General features: G+C 71.5%; 26 protein-coding genes and 2 pseudogenes. 13 read left to right on the plus strand and 15 right to left on the minus strand.

Features of this window, described 5'->3' with window-relative positions; genetic code table 11:
• The first annotated feature begins 170 nt into the window (after positions 1-170).
• A complete protein-coding gene (locus AAFF41_RS39185) occupies positions 171-368 on the plus strand; it encodes an antitoxin (RefSeq protein WP_095851535.1) in 198 nt (65 codons plus the stop codon).
• Between the two features lie 60 nt (positions 369-428).
• Here AAFF41_RS39185 and AAFF41_RS39190 read toward each other — a convergent pair whose 3' ends face one another.
• Together AAFF41_RS39190 and AAFF41_RS39195 are read right to left on the minus strand one after the other, a co-directional pair.
• Positions 429-1,610: a glycosyltransferase gene (locus AAFF41_RS39190; RefSeq protein WP_343326425.1), complete on the minus strand. Its 1,182-nt coding sequence runs from the start codon at positions 1,608-1,610 to the stop codon at positions 429-431.
• Between the two features lie 617 nt (positions 1,611-2,227).
• A complete protein-coding gene (locus AAFF41_RS39195) occupies positions 2,228-2,710 on the minus strand; it encodes a MarR family winged helix-turn-helix transcriptional regulator (protein WP_343325485.1) in 483 nt (160 codons plus the stop codon).
• Positions 2,711-2,874: 164 nt separating this feature from the next.
• On the opposite strand from AAFF41_RS39195, the gene AAFF41_RS39200 reads away from it, so the two are divergent.
• Positions 2,875-4,392: an MFS transporter gene (locus tag AAFF41_RS39200; RefSeq protein ID WP_343325486.1), complete on the plus strand. Its 1,518-nt coding sequence runs from the start codon at positions 2,875-2,877 to the stop codon at positions 4,390-4,392.
• Positions 4,393-4,564: 172 nt separating this feature from the next.
• The gene (locus tag AAFF41_RS39205; protein ID WP_319749458.1) at positions 4,565-5,266 is read left to right on the plus strand and encodes an SDR family oxidoreductase; all 702 of its coding nucleotides are present in this window, start codon (positions 4,565-4,567) and stop codon (positions 5,264-5,266) included.
• A gap of 49 nt (positions 5,267-5,315) precedes the next feature.
• On the opposite strand, the gene AAFF41_RS39210 is transcribed toward AAFF41_RS39205, so the two are convergent.
• Complete coding sequence (locus AAFF41_RS39210; RefSeq protein WP_319749457.1) at positions 5,316-6,698, minus strand: vWA domain-containing protein; 1,383 nt, start codon at positions 6,696-6,698, stop codon at positions 5,316-5,318.
• The gene (locus tag AAFF41_RS39215; RefSeq protein ID WP_319749489.1) at positions 6,695-7,552 is read right to left on the minus strand and encodes an AAA family ATPase; all 858 of its coding nucleotides are present in this window, start codon (positions 7,550-7,552) and stop codon (positions 6,695-6,697) included. Before AAFF41_RS39215 ends, AAFF41_RS39210 begins: the two co-directional genes overlap by 4 nt.
• A gap of 158 nt (positions 7,553-7,710) precedes the next feature.
• Between AAFF41_RS39215 and AAFF41_RS39220 the strand changes: the two genes are divergently transcribed.
• Positions 7,711-8,280, plus strand: coding sequence for a TetR/AcrR family transcriptional regulator (locus AAFF41_RS39220; RefSeq protein ID WP_319749456.1), 570 nt, complete (start codon positions 7,711-7,713; stop codon positions 8,278-8,280).
• A gap of 9 nt (positions 8,281-8,289) precedes the next feature.
• Here the strand turns inward: AAFF41_RS39220 and AAFF41_RS39225 are convergent, their stop codons facing one another.
• From AAFF41_RS39225 to AAFF41_RS39235, 3 genes are all read right to left on the minus strand, one after another.
• Positions 8,290-8,643: an SCO4225 family membrane protein gene (locus AAFF41_RS39225; protein WP_319749455.1), complete on the minus strand. Its 354-nt coding sequence runs from the start codon at positions 8,641-8,643 to the stop codon at positions 8,290-8,292.
• Between the two features lie 70 nt (positions 8,644-8,713).
• On the minus strand, positions 8,714-9,781 hold the full coding sequence (locus AAFF41_RS39230) for a beta-ketoacyl-ACP synthase III (protein ID WP_319749454.1): 1,068 nt from the start codon (positions 9,779-9,781) through the stop codon (positions 8,714-8,716).
• Between the two features lie 83 nt (positions 9,782-9,864).
• Positions 9,865-10,038 carry a hypothetical protein gene (locus AAFF41_RS39235; protein WP_343325487.1) on the minus strand — a complete coding sequence of 58 codons (174 nt, stop codon included), beginning with the start codon at positions 10,036-10,038 and terminating at the stop codon, positions 9,865-9,867.
• 49 nt (positions 10,039-10,087) lie between these two features.
• Between AAFF41_RS39235 and AAFF41_RS39240 the strand changes: the two genes are divergently transcribed.
• The gene (locus AAFF41_RS39240) at positions 10,088-10,669 is read left to right on the plus strand and encodes a dienelactone hydrolase family protein (protein ID WP_343325488.1); all 582 of its coding nucleotides are present in this window, start codon (positions 10,088-10,090) and stop codon (positions 10,667-10,669) included.
• 99 nt (positions 10,670-10,768) lie between these two features.
• Here the strand turns inward: AAFF41_RS39240 and AAFF41_RS39245 are convergent, their stop codons facing one another.
• Both AAFF41_RS39245 and AAFF41_RS39250 read right to left on the minus strand, forming a co-directional pair.
• Entirely contained in the window at positions 10,769-11,935 is a 1,167-nt protein-coding gene (locus AAFF41_RS39245) for an acyl-CoA dehydrogenase family protein (protein WP_343325489.1), read from the minus strand.
• A gap of 60 nt (positions 11,936-11,995) precedes the next feature.
• Positions 11,996-13,198 (minus strand): CaiB/BaiF CoA transferase family protein, encoded by a 1,203-nt coding sequence (locus tag AAFF41_RS39250; RefSeq protein ID WP_319749450.1) that lies wholly within the window; start codon positions 13,196-13,198, stop codon positions 11,996-11,998.
• 263 nt (positions 13,199-13,461) lie between these two features.
• Between AAFF41_RS39250 and AAFF41_RS39255 the strand changes: the two genes are divergently transcribed.
• The gene (locus AAFF41_RS39255; RefSeq protein ID WP_415925905.1) at positions 13,462-14,658 is read left to right on the plus strand and encodes an MmyB family transcriptional regulator; all 1,197 of its coding nucleotides are present in this window, start codon (positions 13,462-13,464) and stop codon (positions 14,656-14,658) included.
• The gene (locus tag AAFF41_RS39260; protein ID WP_343325490.1) at positions 14,643-15,647 is read left to right on the plus strand and encodes an SMP-30/gluconolactonase/LRE family protein; all 1,005 of its coding nucleotides are present in this window, start codon (positions 14,643-14,645) and stop codon (positions 15,645-15,647) included. The genes AAFF41_RS39255 and AAFF41_RS39260 overlap by 16 nt, the downstream gene beginning before the upstream one ends.
• A gap of 28 nt (positions 15,648-15,675) precedes the next feature.
• On the opposite strand, the pseudogene AAFF41_RS39265 reads toward AAFF41_RS39260, so the two are convergent.
• Positions 15,676-16,110: pseudogene (locus tag AAFF41_RS39265) on the minus strand (theronine dehydrogenase); the annotation flags it as partial.
• A 4-nt stretch (positions 16,111-16,114) separates the two neighbouring features.
• Between AAFF41_RS39265 and AAFF41_RS39270 the strand changes: the two are divergent.
• Both AAFF41_RS39270 and AAFF41_RS39275 read left to right on the plus strand, forming a co-directional pair.
• Positions 16,115-16,372: pseudogene (locus tag AAFF41_RS39270) on the plus strand (MarR family winged helix-turn-helix transcriptional regulator); the annotation flags it as partial.
• A gap of 589 nt (positions 16,373-16,961) precedes the next feature.
• Complete coding sequence (locus tag AAFF41_RS39275) at positions 16,962-17,264, plus strand: hypothetical protein (RefSeq protein ID WP_319749448.1); 303 nt, start codon at positions 16,962-16,964, stop codon at positions 17,262-17,264.
• Positions 17,265-17,302: 38 nt separating this feature from the next.
• On the opposite strand, the gene AAFF41_RS39280 is transcribed toward AAFF41_RS39275, so the two are convergent.
• The 3 genes from AAFF41_RS39280 to AAFF41_RS39290 form a co-directional block, all read right to left on the minus strand.
• A complete protein-coding gene (locus AAFF41_RS39280; protein WP_343325491.1) occupies positions 17,303-18,622 on the minus strand; it encodes a YhgE/Pip domain-containing protein in 1,320 nt (439 codons plus the stop codon).
• Positions 18,623-18,784: 162 nt separating this feature from the next.
• Entirely contained in the window at positions 18,785-20,227 is a 1,443-nt protein-coding gene (locus tag AAFF41_RS39285) for an MFS transporter (RefSeq protein ID WP_343325492.1), read from the minus strand.
• A gap of 75 nt (positions 20,228-20,302) precedes the next feature.
• Positions 20,303-20,746 (minus strand): DUF3291 domain-containing protein, encoded by a 444-nt coding sequence (locus AAFF41_RS39290; RefSeq protein ID WP_319749446.1) that lies wholly within the window; start codon positions 20,744-20,746, stop codon positions 20,303-20,305.
• Positions 20,747-20,913: 167 nt separating this feature from the next.
• Between AAFF41_RS39290 and AAFF41_RS39295 the strand changes: the two genes are divergently transcribed.
• Positions 20,914-21,540 carry a MerR family transcriptional regulator gene (locus AAFF41_RS39295; RefSeq protein WP_343325493.1) on the plus strand — a complete coding sequence of 209 codons (627 nt, stop codon included), beginning with the start codon at positions 20,914-20,916 and terminating at the stop codon, positions 21,538-21,540.
• Between the two features lie 93 nt (positions 21,541-21,633).
• Here the strand turns inward: AAFF41_RS39295 and AAFF41_RS39300 are convergent, their stop codons facing one another.
• Entirely contained in the window at positions 21,634-21,888 is a 255-nt protein-coding gene (locus AAFF41_RS39300; RefSeq protein ID WP_343325494.1) for a hypothetical protein, read from the minus strand.
• Positions 21,889-21,955: 67 nt separating this feature from the next.
• Here AAFF41_RS39300 and AAFF41_RS39305 point away from each other — a divergent pair, with 67 nt between their 5' ends.
• Both AAFF41_RS39305 and AAFF41_RS39310 read left to right on the plus strand, forming a co-directional pair.
• Entirely contained in the window at positions 21,956-22,840 is an 885-nt protein-coding gene (locus tag AAFF41_RS39305) for a dioxygenase family protein (protein ID WP_343325495.1), read from the plus strand.
• Between the two features lie 55 nt (positions 22,841-22,895).
• Positions 22,896-23,690: a maleylpyruvate isomerase family mycothiol-dependent enzyme gene (locus AAFF41_RS39310; RefSeq protein WP_343325496.1), complete on the plus strand. Its 795-nt coding sequence runs from the start codon at positions 22,896-22,898 to the stop codon at positions 23,688-23,690.
• A 24-nt stretch (positions 23,691-23,714) separates the two neighbouring features.
• Here AAFF41_RS39310 and AAFF41_RS39315 read toward each other — a convergent pair whose 3' ends face one another.
• A complete protein-coding gene (locus AAFF41_RS39315; RefSeq protein WP_319749440.1) occupies positions 23,715-24,260 on the minus strand; it encodes a MarR family winged helix-turn-helix transcriptional regulator in 546 nt (181 codons plus the stop codon).
• A gap of 157 nt (positions 24,261-24,417) precedes the next feature.
• On the opposite strand from AAFF41_RS39315, the gene AAFF41_RS39320 reads away from it, so the two are divergent.
• Positions 24,418-24,933, plus strand: coding sequence for a YceI family protein (locus AAFF41_RS39320; protein ID WP_319749439.1), 516 nt, complete (start codon positions 24,418-24,420; stop codon positions 24,931-24,933).
• Positions 24,934-24,952: the final 19 nt, after the last annotated feature.

Raw genomic sequence — 24,952 nt, forward strand, 5'->3', positions numbered from 1 at the left:
GGGAACCGGTGCACCCCCGCTCGGGGGCGCGTCGGGCCTGGGCGAACCGGAGCGGTCCGCGCCGTTCGCTCCCGTTGCCCAAGAGCGCCGCACCGTGGGCCTGTTGGCCGCCGAGGGCCGGGTGGGGTCGTGACCCTGATCAGACAGTGCCGCCGGAGAAGGGGTCACGCGTGTTCGACAACCTGAAGAACCTCAAGGACAAGGCCGAGGAACTCGCCGAGGCCCACGGCGACACGATCTCCGACGGACTGGAGAAGGCCGGCGACATCGTCGACGACAAGACGGACGGCAAATACACCGACAAGATCGAGACCGGTGTGGACAAGGCGCAGGAGTACGTCGAGAAACTGGGCGAGAAGGAGGCCTGACCCGCGGGGCGTACGCGGGTCCCGGGGCGCCCCGGGGGCGCCCCTTCCCGGCGGGGTCGCTCAGAAGGGTTCCGGGAGAGGCACCCGGCCCGACCTGCTGCGCACCTGTTCGATGAGCGCGGCGTACGCGGCGATCATCCGGGTGCGGCTGAACCGTTCGCGGCTGAGCGCCAGGGCCGGTGCGAACTCGGCGCCCCGCGCCACCGCCTCGGACCAGGCCAGGGCGATCGCTTCGGGGTCGGGCGGGGTGAGGAAGCCGTGCCCGGTGACGATCGAGGCGCTGTCGCCGACATCGGTGGCGACCGGCACGGCCCCGCACATCATGCCCTCGATCAGGCACAGCGGCGCCGCCTCGCCGCTGGCGGAGGTCAGCGACACCACGTCGGCGGCCGCGTAGACGGTCTCCATGTCATGCCGTACGCCGAGCAGCGAGAGGCGGTCGGCGAGCGGGGCGTCCTCGCCGAAGGCGGTGGCGATGTCCTCACGCAGGCAGCCGTTGGCCCGCGTCATGCCCGCGCCGCACATCAGGACGTGACCGTCGGGCTGTCGGCGCAGCCAGGCCCGGGCGGCCCGAAGGAACAGCGGAACGTTTTTCATCGTGGCGTAGCGTGCCGCGAAGACGATCACGGGCGCGCGCTCCGGGATGCCCAGCGACGTCCGCAGCAGAGCGCGTCTGAACGGGTCGGGGCGGAATCGCAGCAGATCCACGCCGTTCGGGATGACGTGCAGCAGGCCGGCCGGGATCCCGGCCGCGGCGTACGCGGCGCGCGTCGATTCGGCGCAACAGATCCCGGCGGCGATCCGGCCGTCGGCGACCGCCGTCCGCAGCTCGTCCAGGGCCGCCCCCTGGTTCTCGGGGTCGGAGCGGTGCAGACAGACCAGGACGGGCCGCCGGGGCAGGCCGGCCTGGTTGAGCAGGCCGAGCGGCTGCTCCTTGAGGGACAGGAGGACGTCCGCGGCGGCCACCGCCCGGGTGGTGGCGGCCAGCTCCGGTCCGGTGAAGGTCTCGGGGCCGCCGGGTGTCCCGGGGGTGCGGCCCAGCGAGGTGACCGGCACGCCCGCCGCTGTCAGCGACCGGTAGCAGACGTCGTCCTCCATCCGCTGCCGGGTCTCCTCCCGATACATTTCGCCATTCACACTCAGCACCGCATGGCGCTGGCCACCCTCATGGAGCCCCAGCACCACATCACTGTGCACGATCCGGGCCCCGCCCGAGAAGAATCCTTCATAGATCGACAGCACACGCAGTTCGTCCATCACGCGCACCTCTTGGCCCGTCTCGCAGAAAGGGAGGAAACCTTTTCAACCCCTGTGATCTGCGGGTTCTCCGCTATGGACACAGGAGAAACTTGCGAGCCTGTGAACTCGTCGTTTCAAATTCGGACACGATTGGTTACGGCGTACTGTTCGGTTGATCAGCCGAATGAAGACGCGGAGGTCGCGGGCCTGACGGTCGCTCTCACACCCACCGCATGGTAAAAAACAGGCCAGAAATTTCCTGGCCCGGGGACGCGCGACACGTACAATCCGCGCCGCGGCCGAGACGGGTGCGCGACCGCTCGGTTGGCCTCCGGGCGCGGCGGCGCTTCGACCAGCCGCACCCGGGCGTGGGCGTCGGATTCGCGTACCGCGGCGGTCAGGGCGTGCACCAGGATGTCGGACACATCGGCGATCACATCGGCACTGTCCACCGCGACCACCCCCCGCGTCTGCCCGGGGCTTCGCCTGCCGCCGCGGCAGATCACCTGCGAGGCGAGGGCCGCGCCGCACCCCGACTCTTCGGGGAAATCCCTGGGTCCCTCCCTAGGAGGAGCGGGGCAGCAAGGGGAACGGCTCGGCCGCGGCGTCCCGTTCGGGGGTCAGGAAGTCCGGTCGTCCCCGGCGACGAACAGGCGCGAGAGCAGGCCTTCGAGGGTGGACCGCTCGGCGTCGCTGAGGGAGTCGAGGGCCTGGTGGGTGCCGCGCATGCCGTCGCGGATGCTCGACACGGCGGCCGCCCCGTCCTCCGAGAGGACGACGTTCTTGACCCGCCGGTCGGTGGGGCTGGGCTCGCGGTAGACGAGGCCGCGGGCCTCCAGCCGGTCGACGATCCCGGTCATGTTCGAGGCGTCGCAGCGCAGTGTGCCCGCCAGGGCCCGCATCGGAGCCGGGCCCTGGCGCAGCACGTTGAGCGCCTTGGCCTGGCTGTAGGTGAGGCCGTGCGAGGCGGCGGCAGTGGTGAGATCCGCGTAGAGGCTGACCATCGACGCCCACAGGGTGTCGAGAAGCATGCCGTTGGAGACGGTGAGGGATCCGCTGTCGGACGCCTCGGTGGAGCGGTTCGTTCCAGATGTCGCGGACATGGATCCAGCGTAACCCGAAACTTGACTACCTCAACCTTCGATGCTTACCTCTATCGAGTTACTTGAGGACCTCAAACTTCCAGGCTCTACAGCTTTGTGGTCCTCAAGTTTCGCGGCATCACGCTCCGTGATTGCTCGACGTCCTGACCAAACGGAAGAACACCGTGACACCCACAGATCGCGTGGCGTCCAAGCGCCCCACCGGCGACCTCTCACTCGTCCTGGTCCTCGGCCTCGCGGCCATGATCGTCTCGATGATGCAGACCCTCGTCGTACCGATCCTGAGCATCATCCAGAGCGACCTCGGCACCACCACCGCGAACGTCAGCTGGGTCACCACCGCGACCCTGTTGTCCGCCGCGGTCTTCACCCCGCTGCTCGGCCGGTTCGGCGACATGCACGGCAAGAAGCCCACGCTGATCGGGGTTCTGCTGCTGATGATCGCCGGTTCGGTGCTGGCGGCGACCACCACCTCGCTGCTGTGGCTGATCGTCGGCCGGGTGCTCCAGGGCGCGGCCACCGCGATCTTCCCGCTCGCCCTGTCGGTCCTGCGCGAGGAGATACCCCCGGCGAAGCTGCACGGCGCGATGGCGCTGGTGAGCGGCACGCTCGCGGTCGGCAGCGGACTCGCCCTGGTGGCGGCCGGACTGCTCACGCGGGGCTCGGACCCCGACTACCACCGGGTGTTCTGGCTCGCCGTGGGGCTCACGGCCCTCGCCCTGGTCGGCGTCGTCCTGCGCGTCCCCTCCTCGCGCTCGACGACCGGCGGCCGTACCGACTGGCTCGGCGCGGGAACGCTCGCCGCGCTGCTCGTCCTGCTCCTGCTGCCGATCTCGCAGGGACACGAGTGGGGCTGGTCCTCCGCCCGCACCATCGGCCTGTCCGTCGCCGCGGTCGTCATGGCCGGCGTCTGGGTCCTGGTCGAACGCAAGGTCCGCGCGCCGATGGTGGACATGGGGATGTTCGCCCACCGCCCGGTGCTCTTCACGAACCTCGCCGGCCTCTTCCTCGGCTTCGCGATGTTCTCCCAGTTCATCGGCGTCGCCTACCTGGCGCAGATGCCGAAGGAACTCACCGGGTACGGATTCGGCGCCTCGGTGCTGCGCGCCTCGGTCGAGTACCTGCTGCCGACCACGCTGATCTCGCTGCTCGCCGCACAGTTCGGCGGGATCCTCGTCGGGCGGATCGGGGCGCGGTTCACCCTCGCCGTGGGCGCGGTCTTCGGAGTCGCCGGCTTCGCGTGGCTCACCCTGGCGCACGACACCTCCGCGTCGATCATCCTGGCGGGCCTGCTGATCGGTGTCGCGATCAGCTTCGGCTACGCGGCCATGCCCGCGCTCATCGTGGCGAGCGTGCCGCACCACCAGACCGGCATCGCCAACGGCCTCAACTCCATCTCCCGATCCGTCGGCAGCGCGATCGCCAGCGCCGTGATCACCTCGCTGCTGGCGTCCAAGACCATCCAGCACCTGCCGGCCGGCGCGCCCGCGCTGCCCGCCGAGAGTCAGTTCACGCTGAGCTTCGCGATCGCCGGGGTCGCGTTCGTGCTGATCGTGGCCGTGGCGCTGGTCGGTCTGACCAGGGGTGCGGCCCAGGCGTACACGGTCGAGAAGAAGGCCGCCGCCACCGACGGTGCCGTGGCGGACGAGGCCGTCGCGGAGACGGCGGGCGTCACGTCCTGATCCGGACACGGTCAACGGCTCGCCCCGTCCATCGGGGCGAGCCGTTTTCGTGCCCGCTCCTTGCCCCCTCTTTGCCCTGCTCCTCACCCCCCGCCTTGCCCTTAGAAACCGATCGGTTTACTCTTCCGGCAACGGGAAACCGATCGGTTTCCTCATGGCTTCGGGAGTTCTCATGACATCCATCGAAGGTTCGGTCGTCCTGGTCACCGGCGGCAGCCGCGGCATCGGCCGCGCGCTCGTGCAGGCCCTCTACGAGCGCGGCGCGTCGAAGGTGTACGCCACCGCACGCGACCCGCGGACCGTCACGCACCCCGACGCGGTGCCGCTGGCGCTGGAAGTGAGCGACCCCGCGTCCGTCGCCGCCGCCGCCGAGCGCGCGCAGGACGTCACCGTCCTGATCAACAACGCGGGCGCGTCCGTGAACGCGAACTTCCTGGACTCGCCCGTCGAGGACGTCCGCCGCGAGTTCGAGACGAACTTCTTCGGCCCTCTCCTCGTCACGCGCGCCTTCGTGCCGATCATCGAGCGCAACGGCGGCGGCCACATCCTCAACGTCCACTCGGTGCTGTCGTGGGTGGGGCTCCTGGGTTCCTACAGCGCCTCCAAGGCGGCCTTCTGGTCGCAGACCAACTCCCTGCGCCTCGACCTGAAGCCGCGCGGCATCGACGTCACGGGACTCCATGTCGGTTACGTCGACACCGACATGGCCGCGCACGTGGACGCGCCGAAGTCCTCGCCCGAGGGCGTCGCGGCACAGGCCCTCGACGGCATCGCGTCCGGCGCCTTCGAGGTGCTGGCGGACGACCTCACCCGGCAGGTCAAGGCCCAGCTGGCCGAGGACCTGGGCGTGATGTACCCGCAGCTGGTCGCGTAACGGAGGCAGGGCGAGGGGGCGGCCGGTCCCGTTCTCCGTCCCCCGGCGGTCAGACCGGCAGCAGTCGGCCGATCAGCCCGCTGAGCTGCCGTACGTTGCGGCACTCGTGCATCTCGACGAGCTCGGCGTACTCCGGCGCCGCCGAGTCGCCCGTACCCCACTGGGAGAGCGGCTCGGGGTTCAACCAGTAGACGCGGCGGGCCCGTTCGGAGAACCGCCGGACGGCCGGCAGATTCGGGTCGCCCATGTTCGTCCGGGCGTCGCCGAGGACGAACACGGTCGTACGCGGTCCCACCGCGTCGACGTACCGCTCGGCGAACTCGCCGAACGCGACGCCGTAGTCGCTGCTGCCGTGCCAGCCCGTCAGCGTCGCCTCGGAGCGGATCCGGGCGCCCAGCCCCTCCGGATCGGCCGTGCCGTGCACGAGCAGGCCGGTCACCTCGTCGATCCGGTTGACGAAGGCGAACACCCGCACCTTGCTGAACTGGTCGTGCAGCGCCTGCACCAGCAGCATCGTGAAGTCCGAGAAGCCCGCCACCGAGCCCGACACATCGCACAGCAGCACCAGTTCGGGCCGGACGGGGCGGCGCCTGCGCAGCACCGGCTTCATCGGCACCCCGCCGGTGGACAGTGAACCGCGCAGGGTCCGCCGCAGGTCGATGGTGCCGCGCGCGGCCCGGCGGCGGCGTGCGGCGAGCCGGGTGGCCAGCTTGCGCGCCAGCGGCTGCACCGTCCTGCGCAGCTCGGCGAGCCGGTCCCGCCCCGCGAACAGGAAGTCGACCCGGTCGACGGTCGGGGCCACCGCCCGCCGCGCCAACTCGTCCCGGCCGCGCCGCTCGGCGACCCGGCGCCGCGCCTCCGTGGCGACCAGCGCGCGGAACACCTCGATACGCCGCCGGATCTCGTCCTCCAGCAGTCGGTCGGCGAACCCCGCCGCACCCTCCTGCCGTGCCCGGACGCTGTCACGGACGCGCGCCATCAGCGTCTGCGGGCGGAGCCGGTCGAGCGTCTGGTACGACGACCAGCCGTCCGACCCCGGCGACGAACCGTAGCCCCCGAAGCCGTCCACCGCCTCGATCGCCAGCCGCTCCAGTGTCTCCCGGTCGCCCGCGGCGAGCGCGGCCGCGAGCCGGTCGCGCAGCTCCTCCCGGTCGGCGGCGGGAGCGTCGCTCTCCCGCCCCTCGGGCATCGGCGCCCCGACGAGACGCGGGAAGTACAGGTCGAAGACGGGGTCGAACACCCGGCGCTGCCCCGTGCTGTGCAACAGGGTGGCGGCGAGGCCCTCACGCAGCAGTTCCCGGTCGGTCAGGCCGAGCGCCGCCACCGCCTGCGCGGCGTCCACCGTCTCGCCGGTGCCGATCCGCACGCCGTGCGCGCGCAACGCGCCGACCAGCCCCGTCAGCCGCTCGGCGACGCCCGTCGGCGCGTTCACACGGCGTCCAGGTCGAGCTTGGCGGACGCCTTGAGGATGTCGTCCTGGTGCTTGAGGAGCACGCCGAGACTGTCACGTACGACGGTCCCGTCGAGGGTGTCGGCGCCGAGCGCGAGCAGGGTGCGCGCCCAGTCGATCGTCTCGGCGACCGAGGGGACCTTCCGCAGGTCCATCTCGCGCAGTGCGCCGACCACCCGGACCACCGACTCCGTCAGCGCCGTGTCCAGACCCGGCACCTTCAGCCGGACGATACGACGCTCCAACTCCTCCTCCGGGAAGCCGATGTGGAGGAAGAGGCAACGGCGGCGCAGCGCCTCCGACAGCTCACGGCTCGCGTTCGAGGTGAGGACCACGAAGGGCCGGCTGGTGGCGGTGATCGTGCCGAGCTCCGGGACGGTGACCTGGAAGTCGCTGAGCACTTCCAGCAGCAGCCCCTCCACCTCGACGTCGGCCTTGTCGGTCTCGTCGATCAGCAGCACCTTGGGATCGTCGCCGCGGATGGCGGTCAACAGGGGGCGCGCCAGCAGGAACTCCTCGCTGAAGATGTCCGTGCGCGCCTCGTCCCACGTCTCGTCGCGGCCCGCGCTGATGCGCAGCAGCTGCTTGGCGTGGTTCCACTCGTACAGCGCGCGGGACTCGTCGACGCCCTCGTAGCACTGAAGCCGGACCAGTCGCGCCCCGGCCACCTGGGCGACGGCCTTGGCGAGTTCGGTCTTGCCGACCCCGGCGGGGCCCTCCACCAGCAGGGGCTTGCCCAGGCGGTCGGCCAGGAAGACCGTGGTCGCGACCGCGGGCGAGGCCAGATAGCCGGTCTCGGCGAGACGCGCGGAGACATCGTCGACGGATGTGAACAGCAACGGGGCCTCCAGCGCGGCACGGCGGGGTGGGACACACGGTCCGATCGTCACTATCCAAGCGCTTGTTCAGTCGCTGTGTCACGTGTGATTGCGCCCACGCGACCTGGGGAGACCGATCGGTTTCCTTGTCTGGTCCCGCGCGGTAACCTGCCCTTATGGCCACTACAGACAAGGCGTCCACGAGGGACCGGTTGCTGGACGCGGCGGCCGACCTCGTCTACCGCGAGGGCGTATCCGTCGGCATCGAGGCGCTGTGCCGGTCGGCCGGTGTCTCGAAGCGGTCGATGTACCAGCTCTTCGAGAGCAAGGACGACGTCCTCGCGGCGAGCCTGGAACGGCGGATTCCGCTGTACGAGAAGCAGCTCGCGCCGGATCCTGAGGATGCCGGGACACCGCGCGAGCGCATCCTGGGCATCTTCGAGCGGATGGAGGCGGCCTCGGTGCGGCCGGAGTACCGCGGCTGCCCGTTCCTCGCCGCGCTCGTCGAACTCAAGGACCCCGGGCACCCGGCGTCGGTGGTCGCGGGCGATGCGAAGGGGCGTATGAAAGAGGTGCTCCGTGGGCAGGCCGAGCTGGGTGGTGCGCGTGATCCCGAGCTGCTCGCCCGGCAGTTGATGCTGGTCTTCGACGGCGCGAGCGCCCGGGCCGGTGCCGGGATCGAGACGCTGGAAGGGCTGACCACGACGACGGTGACGGCCCTGCTGGATGCGGGCGGGGTCACGTAGGCGGGACCTTCAGGCGCTGGGTGCGGTGCCGGGGAACGGCCGGCGGAGCCTGTGGACGACGTGGCCCATGAAGGCGGCGTTCGCGAGGGCGGCGAAGGCGATCCCCGCGAGGTGGAGGGCGGTGAACACACCGGTGCTCGTGCCGGAGAGGGTGCCGTCGGGCAGGAGGGTGTACAGCAGGCTCAGCGGGGCGGTCAGCAGCCAGGGCACCACGGCGGCCATGGAGGCGTCGGGGTGGTCGACGAAGAGGGCGTCGAAGAGGACGTAGCCGGTCGCCGCGGTGACGGCGGCCAGGTAGACACGGGAGAGCCAGTTGTCCGTGGCCTGGGTGAGCGCGGTACGGGTGCGGCGCGAGATGGTCATGATGTTCTCCGTCGGACGAAGCCGGTGACGCGGTCCCCCGCTCCGCGTGGGTGCCGGAGGGGCGTGGACATCACGATGGCGGCTGCCGCGCCGGAGCCGGGACCATGGCCGGCCGGCGCGCGGCGGGGACCGGGAGCGGCCGGTGGACCGGTACCGCGGCCGGCCATGACAGGGCGATGGAACCCCAGGTCAAGCCCCCGCCGAAGGCGGTGAGCAGGCTCCGCTCGCCGGGCCGTACGAGTCCCCGTGCGGCGGTGTCCGCGAGGGCGAGGGGGATGGAGGCGGCGGCGGTGTTGCCGACCTCCGCGATGTTCCCGAAGCGGTGCGGGGCGCCGATGCCGAGTCGGTCGCCCACGGCGTCGAGGATCCGCTGGTTGGCCTGATGGCCGACGAAGGCACGCACCGACATCGGCGACCAGCCGGCCCGCTCCAGCACGAGCCGCGAGGAGGCGGTCATCCGGTGCACCGCGTGCCGGTACACCGTACGGCCCTGCATCCGGAAGTACCGTTGCGAGCGCGGGAGTTCGCCGTCGACGCGGGGGCGGCGGGAGCCGCCCGCGGCCACCGTGATCAGTTCGCCGCCCGAGCCGTCACTGCCGAGGTCGACGGCGCGCAGCGCTCCCGACTCCGTGGCCCCGCCCTCGCGCAGCACGACCGCCCCGGCCCCGTCGCCGAAGATCACCGCGGTGTCCCGGTCGAGCGGGTCGATGATCGACGTGTACACCTCGGCGCCGATCACGAGCGGGCGGGCGCAGGTCCCGGACGCCACCAGGGATCTCGCCACCGTGACCGCGTACACGAATCCCGAGCAGACCGCCGAGACGTCCATCGCCGGTACCTCGCCGAGCCCCAGGCGATGCGCCACCTCGGGCGCCGTCGCGGGGCACGGACGGTCCGGGGTCGTCGTCGCCAGCAGGACGAAGTCGGCGCCGTGCCCCGCGGAGTCCAGCGCGGCCCGTCCCGCGGCCACCGCGAGATCACCGGTACTGGTGCCCGGCTCCACGATCCGGCGCCGTGCGATGCCGGTACGGGAACGGATCCAGGCGTCCGAGGTGTCCAGCCGGGCCGCCAGGTCGTCATTGCTGACGACCCGCTCCGGCAGGCACGTGCCGATCCCACAGACCACAGCAGCTGACATCACAACCACCTCTCCCCGCGTCGCTGCCGGTCAGCAGCATGGTGCTTACCCAACCCGTTGTGGATCAGCAGGGACAAGTGCGCTCAGGGGGCGTGCACTTCGGCACAGAAGCACTCCACCGTCGTGCCGCGCATCCGATGGACGGAATACGGAATGGCCAACTCCAGGCGCCCGTCGAACACCACACCCGCCCACCGGACGAGGTGTTTGGCGTGGGTGTGCGGCGACCGCCGGGCGATGTCAGTGCCCCGGTCCATACTCGGTCCCGCGCAGCACCTGGGCTGCGCGCCGACGGAGGGGGCCGACATGGCTGAAGTACTGCTGTTCCACCACGCGCACGGGCTGACGTCCGGCGTGCACGCGTTCGCCGAGTCGCTCCGGGGCGCCGGACACGCCGTCCACGTGCCGGATCTGTACCAAGGGCGGGTCTTCGAGAACCTGGAAGAGGGCGCCGCGCACGCCCAGGGCATCGGGTTCGGCACCCTTGTCGAGCGCGGCCGGGCCGCCGCGGCCGAGCTGCCCGCCGAGCTGGTGTACGCCGGTTTCTCGCTGGGCGTCCTGCCGGCGCAGTACCTCGCCCAGACCCGGACCGGCGCGAAGGGCGCGCTGCTGTTCCACTCCTGCGTCCCGGCCTCGGAGTTCGGCGGCGACTGGCCCCGGCAGGTCCCGGTCCAGATCCACGGCATGGAGGCGGACGAGTACTTCGTCGACGAGGGCGACCTCGACGCGGCCCGCGCCCTCGTCGAATCGGCCCCCGACGCCGCCGAACTCTTCCTCTACCCCGGCAAGCAGCACCTGTTCGCCGACAACAGCCTGCCGTCGTACGACGAGCACGCCGCCACCCTGCTCACCCGACGCGCGCTCGCCCTCCTCGACGGCATCGAGTAGGGGCCCGCCCATGGCGCCGGCACCGTGCGTGACCTGGTGGCGCTGGAGGCGGCGGGGCGGGGTCTGCCCCGACCGGCCGACGAGCGGGGCGGGGCCGGCTCACGCGTCCAGCCCGCCCCGCTCGACGAGCTGGCGCACGATCACGTTCCGCTGGATCTCGTTGGTGCCCTCGCCGACGATCATCAGCGGGGCGTCCCGGAAGTAGCGCTCGACGTCGAACTCGGTCGAGTAGCCGTAACCGCCGTGGATGCGCACGGCGTTGAGGGCGATCTGCATGGCGGTCTCGGAGGCGAACAGCTTGGCCATGCCCGCCTCCATGTCCACGCGCCGGCCGGCGTCGGCCTCGCGTGCGGCGTACAGGGTGAGGTGGCGCGCGGCGGAGAGGGACGTGGCCATCTCCGCGAGGTAGTTGCCGATCGACTGGTGCTGCCAGATGGGCTTGCCGAAGGACTCCCGTTCCTGTGCGTACGCGAGCGAGTCCTCCAGGGCCGCCCGGCCGACGCCGAGGGCGCGGGCGGCGACCTGGAGCCGCCCGGTCTCCAGCCCCTTCATCATCTGGACGAACCCCTGGCCCTCGACTCCGCCCAGGACGGCGTCGGCCGGCGCGTGGTGGTCCTCGAAGGACAACTCGCAGCTCTCGACGCCCTTGTAGCCGAGCTTCGGAAGATCGCGGGAGACGGTGAGCCCGGGGCCGTGCTCGACGAGGAGGACGGAGATGCCCCGGTGGGCGGGGGTGGCGTCCGGATCGGTCTTGCACAGCAGGGCGATCAGCCCGGACCGCCGCGAGTTGGTGATCCACGTCTTCGAGCCGTTGACCACATAGCCGTCCGCCGTCCTGCGGGCGAGAGTTCGCATCGCCTGGAGGTCGGACCCGCCGCCGGGTTCGGTCAGAGCCATCGTCGCCCGGACCTCGCCGGTGGCCAGCCGCGGCAGCCAGCGGCGCTTCTGCTCCTCGGTGCCGAACCGCAGCAGCAGCTTGGCCACCACGGTGTGGCCGCCCATCGCTCCCGCCAGGCTCATCCAGCCGCGGGCGAGCTCCTCCGTGACGAGCACATAACAGGAGGTGGAGACCTGTGTGCCGCCGTACTCCTCGGGGACGGCGAGCCCGAAGATCCCGAGCCTCTTCATCCGCTCGATCAGGGCTTCGGGATAGGTGTTGGCGTGTTCGAGTTCCCGGACGACCGGCTTGACGTCCTTGTCGACGAACTCGCGCACGGCGGCGACGACGAGCCGCTCGTCCTCGGACAGGACGTCGAGAGTGCTCATGCTGTGCCGCTCCTTCGGGGGACGGGCGCGGAAGGGGAGAGGAAGCTCAGGGCCGGGGATTCACACGACGCCGTCGGCCCGGAGTGCGGCGATGTCGGCCGCGCTGTGTCCCAGCGCGGCCAGGATCGTGTCGGTGTGCTCGCCGACGGCGGGCACGGCGTCCATACGGGGAGTGACCCCGGACAGGTCGACGGGCGGCAGCAGCGCGGGCACGGGCCCCGCGCCCCCGGGCAGTCGGACGTCCTGCCAGCGGTGGCGCTCCTCGAGTACGGGGTGGGTGAGGAACTCCTCGACCGTGTTCACACCGGAGTTGGCGATCCCCACCGCGTCCAGCAGCTTCATCGCCTCCTGACTGTCCATCGCGCGGAACCGCGCGGCCACGATCGCGTTCAGCTCCTCCCGGTGGGACACACGGTCCGAGCCGGTGGCGAAACGCGGGTCGTCGACGAGGTCGGGGCGTCCCAGGAACCGCTCGCACAGCGCGGCCCATTCGCGCTCGTTCTGGATCGAGAAGAGCACGTCCTTGCCGTCGGCCGCGGGGTAGGCGCCGTACGGGGCGATGGTGGCGTGCTGGGTGCCGAGCCGTGGCGGCTGGGTGCCGCCGTGGCGCGTGTAGTACGCCGGCTGCCCCATCCACTCCGCCAGCGCCTCGAACAGCGAGACCTCCACCGCGCGGGCGACTCCCGTGGTGGCGCGCGTGAACAGGGCGGTGAGGACGCCCGAGTAGGCGTACATCCCGGCCGCGATGTCGGCGATCGACACCCCGGTCCGGGCGGACCCGTGGTCGTTCCCGGTCAGGGAGACCAGCCCGGTCTGGCACTGCACGAGCAGGTCGTACGCCTTGCGATCGGCCCAGGGCCCGCTGGTCCCGTATCCGGAGATGGTGCACGGGATCAGAGACGGGTACCGCTCCCGCAACGCCGGGGCGTCCAGCCCGAGCCGGGTGGCCGCGCCCGGCGCCAGGTTCTGTACGAAGACGTCGGCACCGGCGAGCAGTCGCTCCAGGACGTCCCGCCCCCGGGCCGACTTCAGGTCCAGGGTCAGGGACTCCTTGGAGCGGTTGAGCCATACGAAGTAGCTGGACTCGCCGTGCACGGTGGTGTCGTAGCGACGGGCGAAGTCGCCGCCTCCCGGGCGCTCCACCTTGATCACCCGGGCGCCGAGGTCGGCCAGCTGACGGGTGGCGTAGGGCGCCGCCACCGCCTGCTCGACGCTGACGACGGTGATGCCGGAGAGCGGAAGCGCTTCGGAGAGCTCGGTCATGGGGCGACCTCCAGAGGCTGGCCGGGAGACCGCGGCGCCGCGGCCGTGATGCCATCATCGTCGCTCATGGAGACCTCGGTGAAATAGCAATCCCTGATGTCCCCGTACCGGATGCGAATTCGGATACGGATGCAGACGCCGATACGGATACGGATACCGACCCGCCCCTGCTGTTCCGGTTCAGCGCGCTCACCGCGAACGCCCACCGCATCCACTACGACACGCCGTACGCCAGGGACGTCGAGGGCTACCCCGGGCTCGCCGTGCACGGCCCGCCCCTGGCCCTCCTGATGCTGGAACTGGTCCGCCGCGACGCCCCCTCCCGACAGGTCCTCTCCCTGTCCTACCGGCTACGCAGCCCCGTCTTCGCCGGCGAACACCTGCTGGCCCGCGGGACGCCCCGCGACGACCGCGCCGACCTCTCCGTCGCCACCCACCGGGATCCCGCGCACGCCACGGCCGAGGTGACTTCACGGAGCGCTGAGCCCTCGGGTATCCCGATCAGGGTGTGGTTGGCCCTCACGGAGGAGCCCAATACTCGGCGCATGGACGGAAAACGACAGCTGGGTGAGTTCCTGCGGGCGCGCCGCTCGCAGCTGCGGCCCGAGGACCTCGGCGTGGTGACGTACGGCGAACGCCGTCGCGTGCCGGGGCTGCGGCGCGAGGAACTGGCCCGGCTCGCCGGGGTGAGCGAGTCGTACTACGCACGGCTGGAGCAGGGGCAGTCCCAGGCCTCCCCGGACGTCCTGGACGCGATCGCCCAGGCACTGCGGCTGAGCGAGGCCGAACGACGGCACCTGCGGGAGCTGTCCGCCGCTGCCCGGCGCCGGCCCCGGGCGCGCCGCCCGGCGCCGGAACGGGTCTCACCCGCGGTCGCCCAACTCCTGGGCGTGCTCTCGGAGGTGCCCGTGGTGGTGACGGGCCGGTACAGCGACGTACTGGCGTGGAACCGTACCGGGCACGCGCTGTACGCCGGACACCTCGACCCGGACGGCCCGGACCGGCCGGGTGACCGTCCCAACATGGCCCGGCTGGTGTTCCTCGACGCCCACACCCGCGATCTGTACGCGGACTGGCCGGCCAAGGCCAGGGCCGTCGTGGGCACGTTGCGCCTGGCGTCCGGGCAGTACCCCGACGACCCGGCACTCGCCTCACTCGTCGGCGAACTGACCCTCAACAGCCCCGAGTTCGCGGCGATGTGGGCCGACCACCGGGTCAAGACCAGCGACGTGGCGGTCTACACGATGCGGCATCCGCTGGTCGGCGCCATGGACGTCACCCAGCAGACGCTGCACACCGAACAGGGGCAGTACGTCGTCGTCGCGACCACCGAGGCCGACTCGCCGTCCCGGGCCGCCATGACCCTCCTCACCCACAGCACGGCGGCGGCCGGTCCGTCCGCCGTGCGCCCGAAAACCATCGCGAAGGAAGCAGCGAAAGAAGCATGGGAAAGAAACTGACCGCACGGAAACTGACCGCACTCGCCTACACGGTGACGGCCGCCGGAATGACCGCCGTGACGGCCCTCACCGCGTCCCCCGCGGGGGCCTCCACCGGGCCGCTCGCGAAGCCCCGTATCGCCGCGCACTTCGACCTGGCACGAGGGCAGATGCCCGAGAACATCGCGCTGGAGCCCGACGGCACGGCCGACGTCACCTTCGCTGCCGCCCGACAGGTGGCCGCCGTCAGCACGGCGGGCACGACCCGCGTGCTGGCCACCCTGCCGGCCCCCGCCGACGGCGGAGTGCACACCCCGGTCCTCGGCTTCGCCCTGACCGCCGGCATCGTGCGGGCCCACGACGGAACGCTGTACTTCCTGTACGCCACCGGCACTTCGGACCTGACCGGCCTGTGGCGACTGCGCCCGGGCGGCACCCCGCAGCGCATCGCCGCCCTCCCCGCGGACGGCCTGCCCAACGGGCTGGCCCTGGACGAACACCGCGGCAGGCTCTACGTCGCCGACTCCGTACTGGGGAAGATCTACACCGTCCCCACGCAGGGCTCGACCGGCGGCGAACCGGCCACCTGGTCCGCCGCCCCCGAACTCACCGCGACCGGCTTCCTCGGCGTCAACGGTCTGAAGATCCACGACAACGCGCTGTGGGCGACCAACCTCGACCGCGGCACCGTGCTGCGCATCCCGTTCGGCCCGGGCGGCGGGCCCGGAGCCGTCCGGATCCGGGCGACGGATCTCACCGGCATAGACGACTTCGCCTTCACGGGCCGCGGCGACGAGATCCTGGCCGCGCTCAACGGCCCCAACACGGTCGTCCGCATCCGCCGCGACGGCAGCTCGTCGCCCGTGCTCACCGCCGCCGACGGCCTGCAGAACCCGACCTCCGTCGCGCTGCGCCACGGCACGCTCTACGTGCTCAGCGCCGCCTACACCACGTCCACCGACCCCAACCTCCTGCTGGGCCCCGCCTCGATCGGAAGGAGCCGGAAGTAGCCCGTCCCACCCGACAAGCTCCCCGGCACTACCGCTCGTCGTCGAAGGTCACGACGACCTTCTCCGCCGCACCCGGCGTCAGCGCGAGCGCGAAGGCGTGCTCGGCGTCACCGAAGGGAACGCGGTGGCTGATGAGCTTGGCGAAGCGTTCGTGGTGCTCGACGAGTTCGGGGGTGACCTCGAAGATCTCGGTGGGGTAGCCCTGCGAGGCGATGAGCGTCAGCTCACTGCGGAGCATCCCGCCGAGATCGACCGCGTCGGACTTCTTCTGCACGGCCACCATGACCAGCTTGGCTCCCCACTTCGCCGACTCGACCGTGGTGTTGATGACGGCGGCGACACCGGCCGCGTCGATGTAGATGTCGGTGTCGGGACGGGGCTGCCCGAGCGCGTTCGCGGCCTGGCCGTGCAGTGCGGTCAGCCGCTCGGTCACGTTCTCCTCGGCGGAGTCGATGACGGCGTCGCAGGTGCAGCAGCTCGGGAAGGCCGGTCTCGTGACCCGGGTTCCGGACCCCGACGACCGTCGGGCGCAGCGCATTCGGATCACCCCGGCCGGTGAGGAGGCGGTCCACCGCATCCGCGAGGCGAGCACGCGGGGTATGCAGATGGCTCTGGCGGACTGGTCACCGCAGGAGTCGGAGCAGCTCGCCACCCTGTTCCACCGGATGGTGGACGACTTCCTCTCCTACGCCATCGAGGACGAGGAGACCCCCGGGAGCCGGCCGGGGCTGCCCGCCCGGCCTGATCCGACGGCCCGCTCGGCGGTTCCCCGGCACGACCTCAGTACGATCCCGGCGCGACCGCACCGCCCCGACGCGACCAACAGCCCAGCCCCACGACACCCCGCCTCCGACGACCGCCCGGCAGCGCCCCGCCCGCTTCGACCGCTCGGCGCCACGCGCCGGTCGGCCCGCTCAGCGGCACCGCTCAGCCCGCCGCACCGTTCGACAACGACCCGCGCACCCCGCCGAACCGCCCATGGCGACCGCACCCCCGCCCGCGGCGACCCGCACCACCCCCGGCCCGACCACGCAGAAGTGCCGCCCCTGGAGCCCGCTGCGCCGCAGCGCACTCCACGGTGGCGGACGTCCCTTCGGAGACCCGCGGAGGAGTCCCCGTGAGTGCACCGTTTCCCTCACTCGTACGCGTCCGAAGCACCGCCTCCGCCGCACGGCGGACCCGGCGGAGACCTCCGACCGCACCCCTCTCGTCGCTCGGTGCCGCTCCCGCGTGACGTCCGGCCCTACACGAATGGTCTTTCCATGTACGGATACGTGAGTGAGCGGCGGTCGCCGGTGCGTGGGCAGGGTCAGCATGTCCTCGTGGTCGCCGACGGCCCCGAAATCACCGAACTGCTCTCGACCACACGGGAACGAGGCGAAGGAACTCCGCGAGGGTGCCTGCCACACCGAGACCGGCGACTACCTCATCACGACGTTCCCCGAAGAGCGCTACAAGGTGACCTGGCTGGACAGCGCCGCGATCTACGGCGGCACCTGTCTCGTCGGCCCGCGCTGGGCGATCAGCGCGGGCCCCAGGGTCCTCGAACCGCTGCGCGCGAAGGTCGGTGGAACCGTCCGGCGACTGCGGGATTCCAGCGCCACGACCGCGCCTTGACGAGGATCCGCCCCCATGGTGTGACCTCCCGTCCCGCGTTACGTCTTCTGCGCGACAAGTCGGGAGGGTTGAGGCGTGAGGCGGTCGAGGCCCTTGCGGTCGTAGTAGCGGGTCATGGCGAGGCCGAAGAGGAGGGCGAGGGCGGCGCCGACGGCGATCATGATCCAGGAGCGGGTGAGGCCGGCGTCGGCGCGGGCGTCGAAGAAGAGGATGGCGCGGACGCCGACGCTGAGTTGGCGCATGGGCTCGAAGAGGCTCAGGAAACGGTAGAAGCCCGGGACGGCTTCGAGGGGGACGGTGGAACCGGAGGAGGGCAGGCCCAGAACGATGAACACGAACATGGAGACGAGCTGGCCGATGCCCCCGAAGGCGGCGTTGATGGCCTGCACCCCCAGGCCGACGGCCAGTGACGCGCAGTAGGAGTAGATCCACAGCAGGGGCAGGTGCGAGGCGTCCATGCCGAGGATCCCGACGGTGGCGATCATGACCAGCGTGGTGGTCAGAACGGTGATCCCCGCGGTCATGGCCATCTTCAGCAGCAGCGTCTGGGTGCGGCTGATGGGCACGGTGGGACGGCGGGCGTGCCAGGGGCCGATCTCGTTGTCGGCGTAGCCGAGGGCGGTGTCGACGCCGTTGCTGATGACGTTGCCGCCGAGGAACCCGGCGAGGACGAGGAGCAGGGTGTAGTAGAACGCGCTCAGTCCCAGACCGCTGTGGTCGCCGATCGGGTGGCCGACCTGGGTGGCGACGGCGACGGGGTCGGCCAGTACGAGGCGGGTGGTGGCGTCGGCCCCCGCGGTGGCGGGGGAGTCCATGAGCTGCATGCCGATGGTCAGGGAGGCCTGCTGCGCGGCCTGTTGGGTGATCCGGCTCGCGAGGGAGGAGCCGAGACTGCCCATGCCGGGGTTGGTGAGCACGGTCAGGGTGGGCCGGGTGGTGGCGTTCGCGGTGGTGAGGGCGGCGGCGGCGGTCGTGAAGTCGGCGGGGACGACCAGGGCGCCGTAGATCTTGCCGGAGGCCAGTCTGTCCTGGGCCTGGGCGCGGGTGAGAGGTTGCCAGTCGGCCTTGCCGGAGGTGTCGGAGGTGCCGGCGGTGAGGGAGCGGGTGACCTGTGTGCCGAGGTTCGTGGTCTGCCCGGGCAGTGGTCTGCCCTGGTCGGCGTTGACGATGCCGATGGGCAGGTGGCGCAGCTCCCCGTTCGGGTTCACGATGCCACCCATGTAGAGCAGTGACAGCAGGAACGCCAGCAGCCCGCACAGCACGGTCGGCACCAGCCACAGCTTCGGCCGGCGCACAAGCGCGGCGGCGCGTGCCCGGACGCGGGTGTCGTCGGCGGGGGGCGTGCTGTCGGCGGCCATGGCTCTCCGTGGGTGGGTGCGGCGCGGGACCTGCGTGGGCGGGTACGGGCGCCCGCACCAGGCCAGGATGGAGGCTGCGGCGGCGCGGCGGTCAGCGACGCGCCGCGCACGGAACGCCACGGGTGCACCGCGCCTCCACCTCGGCGCCGCGCGGACCGGCGGTCACGCGTCGGCCCCCTCCGGTCGCGCCCCGCGCGGGATGCCCAGCGCGCACACCGCGCCCACGAGGACGACCGCGACGCCGACCCACACCGCCGGGTGCAGACCGTCGATGAACCGCCGGGGCGTGCCCATGCCGCCGTGGGCGACGAAGACCGAGCTGAGGACCGCGATACCGAGGGCGCCGCCGATCTCGCGGACGGTGGTGTTGGCGCCGGAGGCCTTGCCGGCGTGCTCCTTGCTGACCGAGCCGAGGACGACCGCGGCCGTCGGGGCGAACACGAGGCCCATGCCGACACCGGCGACGATCATCGGGGCGACGAGGGACGAGTACGGGGTGTCGATGTCCGCGACCACGTTGATCCAGCCGAGACCCACGCCCTGCAGGAAGAGCCCGAGGGCCATCAGCCTGCCGCCGCCCACCCGGTCGGAGAGCAGTCCGGCGACGGGGGCGACGAACATGGGCATCAGGGTCCAGGCCAGGGTGCGCACTCCGGCCTCGAACGGCGTGCGCCGCGGCACGATCTGGAGGTACTGGGCGAGCAGGAACAGCGAACCGAAGACGCCGAAGTACATGGCCGCGGAGACGACGTTGGTCAGGGTGAAGGCCCGTACCCGGTAGAAGGAGAGCGGCAGCATCGGCTCGGGAACCCGCGCCTCCCAGGCCACGAAGACGGCGAGCAGCACCGCGCCCCCCAGGAACGCCCCCAGCACCTTCGCCGAGATCCAGCCGTCCGTGTCGCCGTGCACGATGCCCCACACCACGGCGCACAGTCCGGCGGCGGCCAGCACCATCCCGGCCAGGTCGAGGCGGACGCCCGGAAGCGTGCTCTCGCGCAGGGTGAGCAGGATGAGCGGTACGGCCACGACACCCACCGGCAGGTTGATCCAGAAGATCCACCGCCAGTCCAGCCCGTCGACCACCGCGCCGCCGACCACCGGGCCCATCGCCACCGCCAGCCCGCTGATGCCCGACCACAGACCGAGGGCGAGGCCGCGCAGCCGCTCCGGCACGGCCTGGGAGAGCAGGGTCAGCGACAGCGGCATCACCGCTGCGGCGCCGAAGCCCTGGACGGCGCGACAGCCGATCAACTGCGCGCTGCTGTCGGCCAGTCCGCAGCCGGCGGAGGCCAGGGTGAAGACGATGATGCCGATCACGAACACCCGCCGGCGCCCGAACCGGTCGCCCAGGGCGGCACCCGTCATCAGCAGACAGGCGAAGCTGAGCACGTACGCGTTGACGAACCACTGGAGCTGCTGGGTGGACGCCTCCAGGTCCACGGCCAGGGTGCGCAGCGCCGTGGAGACGACGAGGTTGTCCAGCGCGACCATGAACATGGGCACGCTGCACGCGACGATCGCGAGCCACAGCGACACCCTTCGTCGCTCGCGCGCCGGGTCGACCGAAGGGTCGCCCAGGGCCGGGCTTCGCTCGGACAGCGTCATGGCGGGATGTCTCCTTGGGCGATGAAGAGGGGGTCCGGGAGAGGGGCGGGGAGGGACGGATGGGGGCGGAGAGTCTCAGGCGGGGCGGTGTCCGGTGCCGGAAGGTCCGCGCTCGCCGGTGGCGTCGGCGCGCTCCTGCTCGGCCAGCCGTCGCCGGGCGTCCGCCCAGTCGAGGGGGAGTTCCGAGGCCGGAAGCTCCCAGAACGTGAAGACCGAGCCGCTCGTCGTGGACCGCAGTCCGGTCATGATCGAGCGGTGCGGTTCGGTCTTCGCGTAGGTGGAGAGGGCCCGCTTGTCCTCCCAGGCCGACAGCGTCCAGAAGGTGCGCTTGAGCGGCTGGGCGACGAGCGTGGCGCCGTACGCGCCGGGCGCGCCCTTCACCTGCTTCCACGCGGCCAGGGACCGCAGGAAGAAGCGCGGTACGTCACGGAAGGAACGCACGTCGAAGCGTGAGGCCATGACGAACGCCCGGGAGTCCGGTGCGGGCACGTTGACGGTGGTCCAGGGGAGTGTGGGCACGGTGGCGCCTTCTTCCACAGAGGCAGGACGACGGGAGAGGCAGGACGACGGACGGAGGCCCCAGGGAAGCGCTCGACGGACGGAGACCCGGGGGAGCGTCCATTGGATACCCTCGCTATCCATCTTAGACAGTAGAAGTATCCAATGACCAGAGCGGAGCCGACCCGATGCGTATGTCCGAGCTGAGCCGCCTCAGTGGCGTCTCCGTCACGACGATCAAGTACTACCTCCGCGAGGGGCTGCTCCCGCCCGGCCGGCAACTGTCGGCGACCCAGGCCGAGTACGACGGGAACCATCTGCGCAGGCTGCGCCTGATCCGCGCGCTGACCGGCGTCCGGGGGCTGTCCGTCAGCACCGCCCGGGAGGTCCTGGGGGCTCTGGCGGAGCACACCGGCGACACCCATCGCCTGCTCGGTCTCACCCTCGGTTCGATCGGGCCCGTCGAGGACTCCGCGGAGGACTCCGCTGAACGGGCCGAAGTCGAGGCGCTCATAGGGGAGTTGGGCTGGGATGTCCACACGTCGGCGCCCGCGCGGGCGACTCTGGCCGAGACTCTGGGCTCGCTGCGCGGCCTGGGCGTGCCGCTCGACCAGGGTGCGCTCGTGCCGTACGCCCGGCTGGCCGAACGCACCGCGGCGCTCGACCTCGACCAGCTGGACGGAATCGACGACCCGCTGGAACTGGCCGAGCGCGCGCTGCTGCTCACGGTCCTGCTCGAACCCGCGCTGATGGCGCTGCGGCGCATGGCTCAGGAGAACGAGTCGGCGCGGCGTCACGGGGATGGTCGCCGATGACGGACGGTTGTAGTCGAGCGGACGGTCGCCGTTGGACGGACCGTGTGGTTCGGGTGGCCCTGACCGGGGGCGTCGATCAGGCGGTGGTCGCGATCAACGCGGGTCTTCCGGGAGACAGTTGAGCAGGGCGTTCAGGCCGTCGTGGTCGAGGACGGTGACGCCCAGGGCCACGGTCATCACGGCCGGCAGATGCACGGCCCCCGGGAGGTCCACGTCGGCGGCGCGGGTCAGGGCCTCCGTGTCGCCCGCCGCCCAGGCCCGGACCGCCTGCCCGAAGGCGAACTCGTCGTGCGGGGGAGCCGCCGTGGCCGCCTGTTCGGCGGCCCGGCCCACGTCACGGGCCGTCAAAGTTGAATGTTCAAGTTAATACCCTGAACCCGCAAGCCGGAGCACCCTCACCCACGTAAGGACCGGCGTGAATTCCCTCCTTGACCCCGAGGTGCCGGCCGGAGCGTACGACCGGTTCCTGGTCGACGCGCTGCCGCGAGCCCGGTCCCAGCGTGCGTGGACGCCCGAGGACGGGCCGCTTCCCGCGCTGTACCTGAGCCACGGCGCGCCCCCGCTGTTCGACGACGGACCATGGCTGCGGGAACTGTTCGAGTGGGCCCAGTCCCTGCCGAAGCCCAAGAGCGTCCTGATCGTCTCCGCACACGGGGAGGCGGCGCCGCTGTGCCTGTCCGCCCCGGCGGCGCACACCCCGCTCGTCCACGACTTCGGCGGCTTCCACCCGCGCTCCTACACGATGAGGTACGACACTCCCGACGCGACCTCCCTCGCGCACCGCGTGGCCGGGGCCATGCCGGACGGCGAGTCGCTGTACCAGCACCCCTCCCGCGGCCTCGACCACGGAGCCTGGGTGCCGCTGATGGCCATGTACCCCTTGGGTGACATCCCGGTGCTCCAGCTCAGCCTGCCCACCCACGACCCCGGCCGGCTCCTCGAACTCGGCGCCCGGCTCGGCCCGTTGCGGGAGGAGGGCGTCCTCGTGATCGGCTCGGGGTTCATGACGCACGGGCTGCCCCACCTCACCCGCGAGATGCTGACACGGGGCGAAGTGCCGCGCTGGTCCTCGGACTTCGACACCTGGGTCGCCGACGCGCTCGCCCGCGGCGACGGCGACGTACTCGCGGCCTTCCGGACCGGGGCGCCCGGAATGCCGTACGCCCATCCGACGGTCGACCACTACATCCCGCTGTTCGTCACGCTGGGCGCCGCCCCGAGGGCCGACCGGGCGGTGCGCACCACCGTCGAGGGTTTCATGATGGGCTTCTCCAAGCGGTCCTTCCAGACCGCGGTGTGAACCCTTGAACCCTCCGTACCGACACAAACCGCCTTCACCTCAACGGAGTTGAGACATGAACGACCATGCCGACCAGACCATCGACGCCCTGCGCGGCGGACACGACTACCTGACCGCCGTGGTGCACGGGCTCGCCACCGCCGACCTCACCCGGCCGTCGGGGGCGTCGGAGTGGGACGTGTCCCAGGTCCTCAGCCACCTGGGCAGCGGCGCGGAGATCGGCCTCGCGTCCCTGGAGGGCGCGCTGAACGGCACCGGGCCCAAGGGCGGCGACTTCAACAAGTCGGTGTGGGCGCGCTGGGACGCGATGTCCCCGGTCGAGCGAGCCGAGGGCTTCGTGACCGCCAACGAGGCGCTGGTGCGCGGGTACGAGGCTCTCGACCCGCGGGCCCGTGCCGAACTCCGGGTCGACCTCGGCTTCCTGCCCGCGCCCGTGGACGTCGCGACGGTGGCGGGTCTGCGGCTCGGCGAGTTCACCCACCACACCTGGGACGTGGAGGTGGCCTTCGACCGTACGGCGGTCCTGGCGCCCGCCGCGGTCGAGCCGCTCCTCGACCAGTCCGGACTGCTCATCGGCTTCCTCGGCAAGGTCGAGGCCCTCGGTGGACGGCAGGTTCGCCTCGCTGTCCACACCACCGCTCCCCGGCGCGCGTTCGGGCTCGACCTGGTCGACGCGGTCGCGCTCACCGACGAGCCGGCCGAGCCCGACGCCGTCCTGAGCGCACCGGCCGAGTGGTGGCTGCGGCTCGTCACCGGCCGCCATGCCGCCGCCCACACCCCGGCCGAGGTGACCCTCAAGGGCGACACCCTCACCCTGGACGACCTGCGACGCGTCTTCCCCGGGTTCTGATCCTCCGGTCCATCCCCTGAGGGGTTACTTCCCCGGCCCCCCGGGGGCCGTGTCGCCGCCCTCGACCTGCCTGGAGTCCGCACCGGGATGCGGCGAGGGCGGCAACAGGTCGTGCAGTGCCTCGTACCGCTGCGCGCAGGCCGTCTGCGCGATGGCCTGCGAGACGGCGTCGGCCAGCGGGCCCGTGGACTCGCGCAGCAGCCGACGCGCCTTGTCCGTGAGGGCCACCTCGATACCGCGCCGGTCGCCGCACGCCGAGCGCCGTGTGATCAGTCCCGCGTGCTGCAGACACGCCACCTGATAGGTCAGCCGCGTCTTGGGGCGCCCCAGCAGTTCCGCGATCTGGGTCATCCGCAGGCCGGAGCCGGGCTGGTCGGCCAGCAGGCACAGCACCAGGAACTCGTCGTGCGAGACGTCGAGGGTGTCCTTGACTCGGGAGCGCAGTTGCTGCTCGATCGCCCCGGCCGCCGCCAGGAGACGCATCCAGGCCCGCAGCGGGGCGGGCAGCAGCTCACCGTCGCCCGACGGCTCGCGTTCGGGCAGGTCAGCGGGGGCGGAAGGGTCGGCCATAGTGTCACAGTCTACCGGTTGTCCAAATTTGAAGAACCGGCTAGCGTGGAGTCATCCAAATTTGGATGACCGCATGGCCCCCCACAGTCCCCGTGTGCCGCGCGCCCCGTGTGCCGCGCACCCCTGCGCACTGCCCGTAACCGTCTGGAGAACTCTTATGACCGTCGCCGTCGAAACCGGCCTGTGGCAGCTCGACCCCGCCCGTACCACCGTCGCCATCAAGCACAAGACGATGTGGGGCATGGTCACCGTGAAGGGCACCTTCACCGGAGTCGCCGGAGAGGGCGAGGTCCAGCCCGACGGGACCGCCCGCGGCACCATCACCCTGGATGTCGCGTCCCTGGACACGAAGAACGCCAAGCGGGACAAGCACCTCCGCTCCGCCGACCTCTTCGACGCCGACCGCCACCCGACGATCACCTTCGCCGTCCGTGACGCCGTCCTAGGTCAGGACGACACCGTGGAGATCAACGGGCAGCTGACCGTGCGCGGCATCAGCCGGCCGCAGCCCGTCACGGGTCGGGTGACCGGGGCGAGCGCCGACACCGTCACGCTCACCGCGGAGTTCACCGTGGACCGCGACCAGTTCGACATGGGCTGGAACCAGATGGGCATGATCCGCGGCCTGACGAGCGTCACCGGCACGCTCGTCTTCACCCGCGCCAAGGGCTGAGCCGACCCGGCGCCGGGGC

This window comes from Streptomyces mirabilis, from assembly GCF_039503195.1.
Lineage (GTDB): Bacteria > Actinomycetota > Actinomycetes > Streptomycetales > Streptomycetaceae > Streptomyces > Streptomyces mirabilis_D.

Coding starts and splice junctions, on each gene's coding strand:
- AAFF41_RS39235 (WP_343325487.1), bottom strand. CDS start 10,038: ATGGACCGGGGCACTGACATCGCCCGGCGGTCGCCGCACACCCACGCC.
- AAFF41_RS39275 (WP_319749448.1), top strand. CDS start 16,962: ATGTCCTCGTGGTCGCCGACGGCCCCGAAATCACCGAACTGCTCTCGA.
- AAFF41_RS39220 (WP_319749456.1), top strand. CDS start 7,711: ATGGCCACTACAGACAAGGCGTCCACGAGGGACCGGTTGCTGGACGCG.
- AAFF41_RS39260 (WP_343325490.1), top strand. CDS start 14,643: ATGGGAAAGAAACTGACCGCACGGAAACTGACCGCACTCGCCTACACG.
- AAFF41_RS39310 (WP_343325496.1), top strand. CDS start 22,896: ATGAACGACCATGCCGACCAGACCATCGACGCCCTGCGCGGCGGACAC.
- AAFF41_RS39280 (WP_343325491.1), bottom strand. CDS start 18,622: ATGGCCGCCGACAGCACGCCCCCCGCCGACGACACCCGCGTCCGGGCA.
- AAFF41_RS39315 (WP_319749440.1), bottom strand. CDS start 24,260: ATGGCCGACCCTTCCGCCCCCGCTGACCTGCCCGAACGCGAGCCGTCG.
- AAFF41_RS39195 (WP_343325485.1), bottom strand. CDS start 2,710: ATGTCCGCGACATCTGGAACGAACCGCTCCACCGAGGCGTCCGACAGC.
- AAFF41_RS39225 (WP_319749455.1), bottom strand. CDS start 8,643: ATGACCATCTCGCGCCGCACCCGTACCGCGCTCACCCAGGCCACGGAC.
- AAFF41_RS39295 (WP_343325493.1), top strand. CDS start 20,914: ATGCGTATGTCCGAGCTGAGCCGCCTCAGTGGCGTCTCCGTCACGACG.
- AAFF41_RS39320 (WP_319749439.1), top strand. CDS start 24,418: ATGACCGTCGCCGTCGAAACCGGCCTGTGGCAGCTCGACCCCGCCCGT.
- AAFF41_RS39230 (WP_319749454.1), bottom strand. CDS start 9,781: ATGTCAGCTGCTGTGGTCTGTGGGATCGGCACGTGCCTGCCGGAGCGG.
- AAFF41_RS39205 (WP_319749458.1), top strand. CDS start 4,565: ATGACATCCATCGAAGGTTCGGTCGTCCTGGTCACCGGCGGCAGCCGC.
- AAFF41_RS39250 (WP_319749450.1), bottom strand. CDS start 13,198: ATGACCGAGCTCTCCGAAGCGCTTCCGCTCTCCGGCATCACCGTCGTC.
- AAFF41_RS39245 (WP_343325489.1), bottom strand. CDS start 11,935: ATGAGCACTCTCGACGTCCTGTCCGAGGACGAGCGGCTCGTCGTCGCC.
- AAFF41_RS39240 (WP_343325488.1), top strand. CDS start 10,088: ATGGCTGAAGTACTGCTGTTCCACCACGCGCACGGGCTGACGTCCGGC.
- AAFF41_RS39285 (WP_343325492.1), bottom strand. CDS start 20,227: ATGACGCTGTCCGAGCGAAGCCCGGCCCTGGGCGACCCTTCGGTCGAC.